At 37.6% G+C, this 12,368-nt stretch carries 10 protein-coding genes and 1 other annotated feature; of the genes, 4 read left to right on the forward strand and 6 right to left on the reverse strand.

What is annotated here, in order from left to right; genetic code table 11:
* Nucleotides 1-12 precede the first annotated feature (12 nt).
* Nucleotides 13-1,011, forward strand: coding sequence for a catabolite control protein A (gene ccpA / locus ACIQ38_RS06630; protein ID WP_402819874.1), 999 nt, complete (start codon nt 13-15; stop codon nt 1,009-1,011).
* A 22-nt stretch (nt 1,012-1,033) separates the two neighbouring features.
* On the opposite strand, the gene ACIQ38_RS06635 is transcribed toward ccpA, so the two are convergent.
* From ACIQ38_RS06635 to ACIQ38_RS06645, 3 genes are read right to left on the reverse strand one after another with little or no spacing between them, the layout of a single operon-like run.
* The gene (locus tag ACIQ38_RS06635) at nt 1,034-2,236 is read right to left on the reverse strand and encodes an acetoin utilization protein AcuC (RefSeq protein WP_402819877.1); all 1,203 of its coding nucleotides are present in this window, start codon (nt 2,234-2,236) and stop codon (nt 1,034-1,036) included.
* A complete protein-coding gene (locus tag ACIQ38_RS06640; RefSeq protein WP_402819880.1) occupies nt 2,206-2,853 on the reverse strand; it encodes an acetoin utilization AcuB family protein in 648 nt (215 codons plus the stop codon). Before ACIQ38_RS06640 ends, ACIQ38_RS06635 begins: the two co-directional genes overlap by 31 nt.
* A gap of 37 nt (nt 2,854-2,890) precedes the next feature.
* A complete protein-coding gene (locus ACIQ38_RS06645) occupies nt 2,891-3,523 on the reverse strand; it encodes a GNAT family N-acetyltransferase (protein ID WP_402819883.1) in 633 nt (210 codons plus the stop codon).
* 184 nt (nt 3,524-3,707) lie between these two features.
* On the opposite strand from ACIQ38_RS06645, the gene acsA reads away from it, so the two are divergent.
* The gene (acsA, locus tag ACIQ38_RS06650) at nt 3,708-5,429 is read left to right on the forward strand and encodes an acetate--CoA ligase (protein ID WP_402819886.1); all 1,722 of its coding nucleotides are present in this window, start codon (nt 3,708-3,710) and stop codon (nt 5,427-5,429) included.
* Between the two features lie 46 nt (nt 5,430-5,475).
* Here acsA and ACIQ38_RS06655 read toward each other — a convergent pair whose 3' ends face one another.
* A complete protein-coding gene (locus ACIQ38_RS06655; protein ID WP_402819889.1) occupies nt 5,476-8,388 on the reverse strand; it encodes a transglycosylase domain-containing protein in 2,913 nt (970 codons plus the stop codon).
* 240 nt (nt 8,389-8,628) lie between these two features.
* Nucleotides 8,629-8,827, forward strand: a binding site (T-box leader).
* A gap of 47 nt (nt 8,828-8,874) precedes the next feature.
* Between ACIQ38_RS06655 and tyrS the strand changes: the two genes are divergently transcribed.
* On the forward strand, nt 8,875-10,140 hold the full coding sequence (gene tyrS, locus ACIQ38_RS06660) for a tyrosine--tRNA ligase (RefSeq protein WP_402819892.1): 1,266 nt from the start codon (nt 8,875-8,877) through the stop codon (nt 10,138-10,140).
* A 242-nt stretch (nt 10,141-10,382) separates the two neighbouring features.
* Here tyrS and ACIQ38_RS06665 read toward each other — a convergent pair whose 3' ends face one another.
* Complete coding sequence (locus ACIQ38_RS06665; protein ID WP_402819895.1) at nt 10,383-10,547, reverse strand: hypothetical protein; 165 nt, start codon at nt 10,545-10,547, stop codon at nt 10,383-10,385.
* Nucleotides 10,548-10,767: 220 nt separating this feature from the next.
* On the opposite strand from ACIQ38_RS06665, the gene ACIQ38_RS06670 reads away from it, so the two are divergent.
* Nucleotides 10,768-11,016, forward strand: coding sequence for a DUF3006 family protein (locus ACIQ38_RS06670; RefSeq protein WP_402819898.1), 249 nt, complete (start codon nt 10,768-10,770; stop codon nt 11,014-11,016).
* 684 nt (nt 11,017-11,700) lie between these two features.
* Here the strand turns inward: ACIQ38_RS06670 and rpsD are convergent.
* Nucleotides 11,701-12,303, reverse strand: coding sequence for a 30S ribosomal protein S4 (gene rpsD / locus ACIQ38_RS06675; RefSeq protein ID WP_402819901.1), 603 nt, complete (start codon nt 12,301-12,303; stop codon nt 11,701-11,703).
* Nucleotides 12,304-12,368 lie beyond the last annotated feature (65 nt).

Genomic DNA, 12,368 nt, shown 5'->3' on the forward strand with positions numbered 1-12,368 from the left:
GAGTGATATGCGTTGACTATTACCATTTATGATGTGGCAAGAGAAGCAAATGTGTCGATGGCAACTGTTTCACGTGTAGTTAATGGAAACCAAAACGTCAAGCCAGCAACTCGTCAAAAAGTGTTGGCCGTTATTGAACGATTGGACTATCGACCAAATGCAGTTGCAAGAGGACTTGCTAGTAAGAAAACAAAAACTGTAGGAGTTATTATACCAGATATTTCTAATGTGTTTTATGCGGAACTAGTACGAGGCATAGAAGATATTGCGACAATGTATCGTTATAATATTATTTTAACGAATTCTGACCAACAAGCTGATAAAGAAGTGCAACTACTGTCTACCTTATTTAGTAAACAAGTGGATGGCATTGTGATGATGAGTGATGAAGTAACAAAGGATATGCTAACTGAAATGGAAAGATCAAGCGTTCCGATTGTGTTAGCCGGTACAGTAGAAACAACCGAATCGTTTCCTTCTGTTAATATCGAATATCATGAAGCTGCAGTAGACGCTGTAAATCGGTTAATCCGAAATGGACATACACGTATTGCTTTTGTTTCGGGAAATATGGAATCGACCATTGACCGGATATATAAGCGATCTGGTTATGAAAAAGCATTAAAAGAGGCAAACATTGAAATCGATGATGATTTGATTGTTGGTGTGGATAACACATATGATGACGGACATGCTGCATGGGAAGAGTTATGCAAACTTTCAAATCCACCTACGGCATTTTTTGTAGGCAATGACGAGATTGCTATCGGATTGATTCACGGAGTTCAAGATAGCGGATTGAATGTCCCAAATGATATTGAAGTCATTAGCTTTGAAAACTCTAAATTAGCAAGAATGGTACGTCCGCAGCTAACAAGTGTCGTTTTACCTTTATACGATATCGGAGCTGTTTCAATGCGTTTATTAACAAAATTTATGAACAAAGAAAAAATTGACGAACAAATTGTCGTTTTACCTTATCGAATTGAGGAAAGAGACTCCGTCAAATAAAAAATCACCAGTAGCCAATGGGTTACTGGTGATTTTTGTATGATTGTTGCTTACGAAGGGCATAAAGTGCTTTATCAAGCATTTGTTTATTTTTCTCCGTTATTTCCGCTTTGCGAGGAATTGGTTCGTATAATGGACTTGGATCCATCCATGTTGGAATGAAGGGAACTGGCGATTCTTTGGACCAGCGCTCGAGCCATGCTTTTGGTAAGTTACCTGCTGGTGTTTTCACATCATTCATTTCCATCCAAAGCAGTGACCATGCTCGTGGTACCACCCGCCAAATGTCGTAGCCTCCTCCACCAACAGCAATCCATTTTCCACCACAATACTGATGTGCAAGTTCATGCGCTAGTTTAGGGATTTCTCGGTAAATATTCATCGTTCCGTATAAATGGGTTAATGGATCAAAATAATGGGCATCCGCACCATTTTGGCTTAAAATAACATCAGGTTTGAAAGATTCTACAATTTCCCGAAGCGCTGTGCGATAAATTTCTAAAAAAGATTCGTCTTCGGTAAAAGCGTCAATTGGGAAGTTAAAAGAAGTACCATAACCTTCTCCAGTTCCTCGTTCTGTAATATTACCGGTTCCAGGAAATAAATATCTGCCGGTTTCATGTATCGAGACCGTACATACATTTGGCTCATCGTAAAAGCTCCATTGTACGCCATCCCCATGATGTGCATCTGTATCGATATAGAGAACACGTGCATTATATTTTTGCTGCATATATTTAATAGCTACGGAACTATCATTATATATACAAAATCCTGAGGCTCGTCCTTTAAAACCATGGTGGAGACCTCCACCTAAGTTAAGTGCATGTAATGATTTCCCTTCCATCACATAATCTACGGCCGTTAACGTAGCTCCAACAAGACTCGCGCTCGCTTCGTGCATATGAGGGAAAATGGGGGTATCTTCCGTACCGATTCCATAGCTTTCATATTTGGATGTTTCAGTTGTTTCCAAGCTCGCTTTTTTGACAATTTCAATATACTGGGGATCATGTACTAAACTTAATTCTTCATCTGTTGCAACACGAGGTATGACGATATCCGATGGTGATAAGGCATTCATTTCTTTTAATAAATCGACCGTTAAAGTTAGGCGCTTTTGGTTGAACGGGTGCGTATCTGAAAATTTATAGTCTAACTGATCTTCTGAAAAAACAAACACGGCATTATTATTCATAACATCATTCCCGGGTGATTTGGCCATAGTACTTCGAAACCTTCCGCTCGTATTGCTTCGATTAATTTAAGTGGATTCATTGTTTTTACACGAAGAACTAAGATTTTATAGTCGGCATTCGTTTTATCAGGATATACGAGTACGCTCAATACATTTACTTTTTGTTCATAAAAGACTTTAGAAACTTCAAATAATATACCTGTTTTATTTGGGACGCGAACTTCAATTTGGGAGCCTGGTTGATGAGAGCCAGTAAGCTCTATAAATTTATACAATAAGTCAGATTCTGTAATCATCCCGACTAGTTTTCCTTGAGACACGATAGGTAAGCATCCTATTCGATTATCATAAAAAATTGTAGCGGTTTCTTCTAAAAAATCTAATGGATGACCTACGATTGGATTTTTAGTCATAATCTTTTCTAATGGTAACTCATATATTTCGGGATTTTTACTGTTCAATAAAGCGGATGGAGTTGCTTCTTTTAAATCGCGATCCGTAACAACACCTAATACTTCTTTGTCCGCATTAATGATTGGAATATGGCGAATTCGTTTTTCTTTTAATATCAGTAACGCATCATTTATCGTATGCGTTGGTGTTAAAGCCGGTACTGAAGTATTCATAATTTCCTCTACAAGCATTAACATACACCCCTTAAGAAAAATATAGATTTTCTATCTAGTACATAAACCGGTTCATAAATCGTAACTGATCGAATTGTTGAATAGATTCATTGTTTATCCGACTTCCAATTTTGGCCATTAAACAGTTGGCAGGATGTGAACTAATCTCGGGATCATCCGTTGCAAAATATTCAAGTCCGCCAGCTTGCATCATTTTTTCCATCACTTTGCGGTACTCCCAAACATTTAAACCGGTACCTTTTAAATCCCAATGCCAATAATATTCTGTTGTAATCGTTATATAATCTTCCATCGCATCATCCATCATCGAGACACGTAAAAGTGTTTTGCCAACACCAGTTCCACGAAATTTTGGAATAACTTCAATTGCCCCTAATTCTATTAAGTTTTCCATCTTCCCTTGCGACCATCTTTCTAAAGGATCTGGATAGAGAAAAGTACAATAGCCAACAATGTTCTGTTGATCCCGTACTATAATAATTCTTCCTTCTGGCAATTTAGCGATTTCAATAATGGCTTTATGCTGCTGAGCAGGTGTCCGAAAAGCTACTAAGTCTTCATGAAACGCTAAATTTGCTATTTCCTCTGAAGCAATTGGTCCTTCTACAATAACTACACCGTGTTTTGTTTCTATTTCCAACGAATTATACGTTTTTTCGTGTATCACAAGTTCACCACCTATAAAAATAACCGCATCTAAAACTATTATACATGATTTCACTTAAAAGAAGATGGTTGTTTAAAGCGTAAAACAAAAGATTCTTAAAAATAAAAAGATTGGCAAAAATGTGAACGGGTATTGTAGAATAGAAGTGTAGAGTTTTTGTATAGTTATAGAAAGGGTGAAAAGAATGAAAGTGGTAGAGATGTTACCAGTAGTACAAGGGGATTATCAGTTAAAAGATTATGAAGAAATGGCAAGAACATTTAAGTGGGAAGATGCCGAGAAAAATTTTTCGTGGCATGAAACTGGAAAAGTTAATATGGCATTTGAAGCAATTGATAGACACGCGGAATCCGATAAGCAAAACAAAGTAGCACTTCATTATCAAGATGCAGACAGAAAAGAATCTTATACGTTTGCTGATATGAAGCATTGGACAAACAAAGCTGCTAACGTATACAAAGAGCATTCTAACTTAACAAAAGGGGATCGTCTATTCATTTTTATGCCTAGATCTCCAGAATTATATTTCTCTCTTTTAGGTGCTGTGAAAATGGGTGTTATTGTTGGACCGCTTTTTGAGGCATTCATGGAAGGTGCAGTATACGATCGATTGTTGGATAGCGAAGCAAAAGCAATTGTGACAACCCCAGAATTATTAGGAAGAGTTCCATTAGATAAATTACCAAATTTAGAGACAGTATTTTTAGTTGGAGATAACATAGAGCAAACAGAAAAGTTTATCGACTTCAATAAAGCATTACATAATGCTTCGGAAGCTTTTGATATTGAGTGGGTAGATAAAGAAGATGGACTTATTTTACATTATACTTCAGGTTCCACAGGGAAACCGAAAGGAATTTTGCATGTACATTATGCAATGGTACAACAATATCAATCGATGAAATGGGTTATGGACATTCGTGATGAAGATGTATATTGGTGTACAGCTGACCCGGGCTGGGTAACGGGTACTTCTTACGGGATATTCGGGCCTTGGCTAGCTGGAGCGACGTCCCTTGTACTTGGTGGACGTTTTTCACCAGATGCTTGGTATAATGCCATTGAAGCATACAATGTAACGGTATGGTATAGTGCACCAACTGCTTTCCGAATGCTGATGGGAGCTGGAGATGCTATCGTGGAGAAACATGATTTATCTTCTCTTCGACATATTTTATCTGTTGGAGAACCTTTAAACCCTGAAGTTGTAAAATGGGGGATGCAGGTGTTCCATTTACGCATTCATGATACTTGGTGGATGACCGAAACAGGGGCACAAATGATTTGTAACTTTGGTTGTCTACCGATTAAACCAGGATCTATGGGAAAACCACTTCCTGGATTAGAAGCAGCTATTATTGATAACCAAGGAAATGTCGTTCCACCATACACGATGGGGAATTTAGCGATTAAAAAAGGTTGGCCATCAATGATGCGTCAAATTTGGAATAATAAAGAAAAATATGAGTCTAGCTTTATGAATGATGAATGGTATTTTTCTGGGGATTCTGCCTATATGGATGATGAAGGGTATTTCTGGTTCCAAGGACGTGTAGATGATGTAATCATGACTTCTGGTGAACGAGTAGGCCCATTTGAAGTGGAGAGTAAGCTGATCGAACATCCTGCTATTTTAGAAGCGGGAGTAATCGGCAAGCCAGATCCGGTGCGAGGGGAAATTATAAAAGCGTTTGTCGCGTTGAATGAAGGGTACGAACCTTCGGAAGAACTAATTGCAGATATTCAGCAATTCGTGAAAAAAGGGTTAGCTGCCCATGCAGCTCCAAGAGAGATTGAATTCAAAGATAAGTTACCAAAAACGAGAAGCGGTAAAATTATGCGCCGTGTTTTAAAAGCTTGGGAGTTAAAATTACCAACTGGCGACTTATCTACAATGGAAGACTAATTAAAAAGCCAGAGCATCTTGAATAAGGATGCTCTGGCTTTTGCTTTTATCTTCTTGCTGATGTTGTATCTTCTTCTTCTGAAGGTTCTTCACCTGAAGGAGGAGTTACAATTTCATCATCTATTATGTCATCCTCACCATTTTCTGGAGCAGTTGGCGGCGTGACAGGTTCAACTGGCGTTTCTGTTTGCTCGGCTTCTAGCGACACAATATTGGAAGCACCTGATTGTAAACCAGTGATGTCTACAGATACAATAATATATTGTCCGGGACCGCTTATCGTATAGCTAGGTGACTCCGCCTCAGCTTTAGTTGCGACAAGTACTCGTTGACCATCGACAACTTGGAATACACGGTAACCAACGACATCAGACGATGCTGATTTTGCCCATGTTATTGTTTTTCCAGAAATCGTGGCATTTACTGCAGAAGGAGGACTACCATCTGCTTTAAATACTTCTTCGGACACTACATTGCCACCGAAACTAGAATCCTCTGGGAAAAGCTTGCTTGCATTTCCACCAAATCTACCGAGCATTCGTGTAATGAAGTCTTCGTTTACTCCATAGCCACCTTGAACGACAAATTCACTAGGCGTAGAATCTAAGGCACGGTATCTATTACCATTTATCACCACATAAGAAGAGGAGATTAAACTATCATCCGCTCCAGTTGGTAACATGGCAGCAGCGTTAAATAAATCAGATTTGACTAATCCAGCTTTTGCACATGCATCGGAAGGAGCTAGTCCAGAAATACCACAGAAAGATCTCGTAACGACACCTTCGGGAACTGGGAAAGCATTCGGTGCATCGACTAGTTCTGGCGATACGTCATACATAGCATTCATCATATTGGACCATAGCATATTCACTCGCACACTTGGATGATTATAACGGTTATTCATATAAAATAACGATTTTGTATTATCATCGTAACCAAGCCACACTCCTAATGAGACATTTGGATTGTATCCAACGAGCCAAGAGTCATTATGATTTTGAGTTGTCCCAGTTTTAGCTGCGAAATCAGATTGGAATTTTAGTCGTGAGTTCGCTAATTTTGCAGTACCACCAGATAATACATCACGCATCATATCAGTAATGATATAAGCAGTTGCAGGACTGAAAACTTGTACCGGTTCGGTTTCGTGTTCATAAATAATATTACCTTCCACATCTTCAATCTTTTCGACCATATAAGCATCGATAAATTGACCGTTGTTTGCAAAGGTAGCAAATGCATTTGTATTTTCTTCCACGGTAGCACCATTCGTCATCCCACCGATAGAAAGTGCATGGTTTGCATACTCATTCTCTTCAATATGTTTAAATCCCATTTTCATTAAAAAGTCCGTCGGTTTTCGATCCATGATCAAATCATATAATCGAATGGTTGATAGGTTTTGAGAAGTCATTAGTGAACTTCGTGCGGAAATAATCCCTTTTTCTTGTGCAATTGTATAGTTAGCTGGTGATTTAGCCCAAGTTGTTCCTTTTAAATTATCCAGCTTAATATCCACTACTGGACTTCCAGCACCGATGACCCCATATTCGATTGCAGGTGCATATACTAGTAGGGGCTTCATCGTTGAACCAATTGGACGAACAGCCTGTGTTGCATGATTGTATTGTTCTAAATTATAATCTCGTCCACCAAGGAAGGTTAATATTTTTCCAGTACCATTTTCGATCAGCATACTTCCAACTTGAACGGGGAAATCTTTTGTAATGATTTCCCCGGTATTTGGATCTTTCACTTCTTTTGTGTACGTATGTCCATAATACTCGAATTCATCTTTTACTTTTAACATTGCCTCGAACATTTCTTTATTAATCGTAGTATGAATTCGATATCCACCTGTTCGAATAGAGCGTTCAGCTACAATATCATATTTCTCAAATAACTTCGGTTCTACTGCTAGTCTTTCAGGATCAATTCCATCTGCACTAGCAAGTTGTCCTCTTAAAATTTCCTTTACACGGTTTTCTACTTCATGAGTTAACCAAGGATATTTATCTTCAGCTACAACTTCAGGCTCTCTAAAGTCTTGTGTTATATCATAATTTACAGCAGAATCATATTCTTCTTTTGAAATATAACCAGTTTCTTTCATACGATATAATACTGTCTTCATACGCTCAATACCAGGTTTTAATGCCTCACCTTCCTTTTTTTCTCCACCTTGTCTAAATGGAGTGTAGGCAAATGGTGCTTGTGGTATCCCAGCGATATAAGCAGCTTGTGGCAATGTAAGATCTTTTGCTTTTACATTAAAAATACCGTTTGCAGCTGTTTCAATTCCTGCAATATTTCTGCCGTTTGCATTTCGTCCGTAAGGGATAATATTTAAGTAGGCTTCTAATACTTCCTCTTTTGTCATGAAATGTTCTAAGCGCATTGCTAAGAGAATTTCTTTTGCTTTTCGTTCATATGATACTTCATTTGTTAAAATCTGATTTTTTATTAATTGTTGCGTTAAAGTGGATCCACCAGTTTGTGTGTCGGAATTTGTAAAGTCTTGAAGTAGACCGCGAAATATTGCTTTCGGTACGATCCCATTATGTACTTCAAAATATTCATCTTCTGTCGCAAGTACCGCGTCAATGACATATGGGGAAACGGAAGCCAGTTTTGTTTCCGTACGTTCCAAATCGGTTCTTAGTTTTCCTAAATACACATTTTCTGCAAAATAGATTTCAGACGTTTCTTCATAATTAAAAACGTTCGCTCTCATCTCTTCTTTAGCTCGAAGTGGCTCTTCTTTTACAAGTGATGCGAAATAACCGGCACCAACAGAAGCAGCAAATACTCCAAGCGCAAGAAATATTACGAGGAATAATAAGCATAAGTTCCATATAACACCAGAAGAAATTCGTAAACCTTTTGCCCATTTAGTAGACTGCCACTTATTCATTCTCTCTGTATAGAATTGGATTTTCTCCATCCATTTTTTCATTGATTATTCGACCCCCAAATCAAGAATTATTATACCATAACCAACTATCTGTATACGATAGTTATTGACATACGTTTTAGATTAGGTAAAATAGGTATATATTTTCACTTTATTTAGCTGGGGTCTAAGCCCCAACTAAATAAAGTGAAAAGCCTCCGGCGGATGTCATAGATTTTGAAAGGAGTTAATTGAGCTTGCTCAATACAAAATCTAGACGCAAATACGCCAAGGCGAATTTGATTTTTAACGAAGAAAAGTCCGGAGTAGTTGTTGTGCATACTGTATAGAGAGCTAGCGGTTGGTGAAAGCTAGTCAGTGTACAATGGATGAATTACAGGCTTGGAGTTAGACGTTTTCACGACGATACTGTGATTGAAGCGGAAGGTTAAATACCTTCAAGCTGGGTGGTACCGCGCTAGTAGACTCAAGCGTCCCTGCATGATTTATTTCATGTGGGGACTTTTTTATTTTAAGGAGGAGATTGAAATGACAAATGCATTACTAGAAGATTTATCTTGGAGAGGACTCATTTATCAGCAAACAGATGCAGAAGGATTAAAGGATTTATTGAATAAAGAAAAGATTTCTTTATACTGTGGGGTGGACCCAACTGCAGATAGTATGCATATTGGACATATCGTTCCATTACTAACTTTAAGACGTTTTCAATTACATGGCCACCGTCCGATTTTACTAGTAGGTGGGGCAACAGGAATGGTTGGAGATCCATCTGGTCGTTCTGAGGAACGGGTACTACAAACAACTGAGCAAATTGATAAAAATGTAAAAGGGATTAAAACTCAAATGGAGCGGATTTTCGATTTTAATACCGACAATGGTGCCCAAATGGTTAATAATCACGACTGGATTGGACCAATGTCCGTTATCGAGTTTTTACGTGATTTCGGTAAGCTTATCAACATTAACTACATGTTAGGGAAAGATTCCATTGCTTCTCGTTTAGATTCTGGTCTTTCTTTTACAGAATTTGCGTACACATTAATTCAAGGTATCGACTTCAATCATTTATTCAATACGTATAACTGTAAAGTGCAAGTCGGCGGATCGGATCAATGGGGGAATATAACAACTGGTCTAGAAGTGATTCGCAAGACGCATGAAGAAGAAACAAAAGCTTTCGGGATTACAATTCCATTAGTAACAAAAGCTGATGGAACAAAATTCGGTAAATCAGCATCAGGTGCCGTATGGTTAGATGCGAAAAAGACTTCTCCATATGAGTTTTACCAATTTTGGATCAACACTGCAGATGCAGATGTTATTAAATACATGAAAATATTTACGTTCTTAGATCGCAGTGAAATTGAAGCATTAGCTGAGTCAGTTGAAAATGAACCGCATTTACGTAAAGCACAGACAACATTAGCGGAAGAAATGACTCGCCTGATTCACGGAGAAGAAGCTTTAGAGCAAGCAGTTCGTATATCTCGCGCGTTGTTCAGTGGAAACCTGAAAGAGCTAACTGCTGATGAGATGAAAGATGCTTTTAAAGATGTGCCATCGGTAGAAATGTCCAAAGAAGAAAAAGCTATTGTAGACTTTATCGTAGAAGCAAGCGTATCTCCTTCGAAAAGGCAGGCTCGTGAAGATGTAACAAACGGTGCAATTTCTATAAATGGTGAAAAAGTAACGGATGTTGCATATGTAGTAGGAAGTGCAGACCGACTAGAAGATGAGTTTATGATTGTACGTAGAGGTAAGAAAAATTATAAAATGATTAAATTTGTATAAAATGAAACATCAATCAGTGGGGAGCTTCATCCCCACTGATTGTTAGTTGTGGCCCACACGATGTTGCGTACTTAGTCTGCGATTATTTCATCTGGCGCATGCCAGCAGTGAATCTCCCGCTTATCATTTCACTTTTCTTAAATCTTGAAGTAGTAGTCTTGAATTGCCGCTAATGGGGGATAAAATGAAAGCTACTTCCCAATAAATATAGGGAAGTAGCTTTTTAACAGAAGGGACAAGACTTAAAATCCACCTCGTTCATCTACATGATGATTGTTCTGTCCATCTTTTACTTGCAGTTTTTTCTTTTCATGGTTGGTTAATTTCTCGGGTTCATTGAAGTTTGTACTAACATGTGTATTTTTCATTTTTTTATTTGTTGACGTATGGGTATTATTATTTTTCATATGTGTATCCTCCGATTTTTCATCATTTCAGTTCTTAGTATTTACGTCGAATGGTGAAATAATCATGAATTTACTAAGAAATTTTAAATTTTATATGAAATAGGATGAAAAATGAGCGTTAAATAGTATAGAATGATAATAGAAGAGAAATTTTCAATCATTTTAGTTTTTTTTATTTCACTTTATTATGTTAATTATTTGGATCGAGGGGCTGGGAGTAATGGCTACAAAAAAATACATATTAGATCGTTTCGACGATTTTTTTGTCATTCTATTTGAAAAGAATAACAAAGCTAACAAGTTAGTTATTTTGAAAGAGAAGTTTACGATAGAGGCAAAAATAGGAGATTTAGTAGAAGTTCATAAGAATGAGGATAAATCAGGATATGATTTTAAAATACTAAAAGAAGAAACAAACGAGACGAAACAACGGTTATTGGATTTAATCGAAGGAATGAAAAAAGAATAGACCTAAAGAAAGCGTTTTTCTATTCAATTAGACTGGCGCTTTTTTGTTTGCAGAAATTTAGAAGCCTAAGAAAATTAGTTAAAGCAACATATCTCTAGAAGCTTCATTTCCACCGGGTGAGCGACGAGCCATTACGTCGCTAATGTTCCTGCAGTATCTCACAATGTCGTGCAAAATTCCAAAGAATGGCTAAGGACAATCAAACAGCTATTGAGAGCAACTAGTTTCAGACCGAAAGCAACTAAATTAACATGAGAGCATCTAAATTGATGATAAAAGCAACTAATTCTTAAAATAATTCTTTACTTGGAGTAAGACGACTATGATGTCGGTATATTATAGGAATAATATGTATTAAAGCTCGCCGAACTCACCAGACTAGCATCTGCTAGTCTGGGTTGACCCTTTTGAGAGGTATTTTGGGGTGTTAGGAGAGGAGAGATTTTCACGTTCATAGTGGATATTGTCTCGTTCAACCATCTTTTATTGATAGTAAACCCTGATAAGTTAGCTATTTCCATTGATTTTTCCAACATGCAAGGAAGATCACAGTAGATTCCTTAAAATGCATTGTCTTATAAGATGATTTATGCTTAGACTTTAATACGAGTAACCAATAGAATAAAAAAAGCCCCAAAACCTTGTGTTATCAAGATTTTGAGGGCTTTTAATACTGACTCTAGATTAACGAGAGTAGAACTCAACGATTAGAGCTTCGTTAATTTCAGCAGATAATTCGCTACGCTCTGGTAGGCGAACGAAAGTACCAACCTTGTTATCAGCGTCAAATGTTAAGTATTCTGGAACGAAGTTGTTTACTTCGATTGATTCGTTTACAACGTCTAGGTTTTGAGATTTTTCACGAAGAGAAATTTCTTGACCTGGTTTTACGCTGAATGATGGAATATCTACACGTTTACCATCAACTAAAACGTGACCGTGGTTAACTAATTGACGAGCTCCACGACGTGTACGAGCAAGACCTAGACGGTATACAACGTTATCAAGGCGAGTTTCAAGAAGGATCATGAAGTTTTCACCATGTTTACCTTGCATTTTACCAGCTTTGTCAAAAAGAGTACGGAATTGACGTTCGTTAACACCGTAAGTGTGACGAAGTTTTTGTTTTTCTTGTAATTGCATACCGTATTCTGTTAATTTTTTACGTTGGTTAGGACCGTGTTGTCCTGGTGCGTAAGGGCGTTTTTCTAATTCTTTACCAGTACCGCTTAGTGAAATACCAAGACGACGTGATAGTTTCCATGATGGACCTGTATAACGAGACATATATGTCTCCTCCTTTATATTGGTTTTATTTTGTTGTAAAATAAGACCAGATGTATTCAGACTAG

It is taken from the genome of Psychrobacillus sp. NPDC096389 (assembly GCF_044762855.1).
Taxonomy (GTDB): domain Bacteria; phylum Bacillota; class Bacilli; order Bacillales_A; family Planococcaceae; genus Psychrobacillus.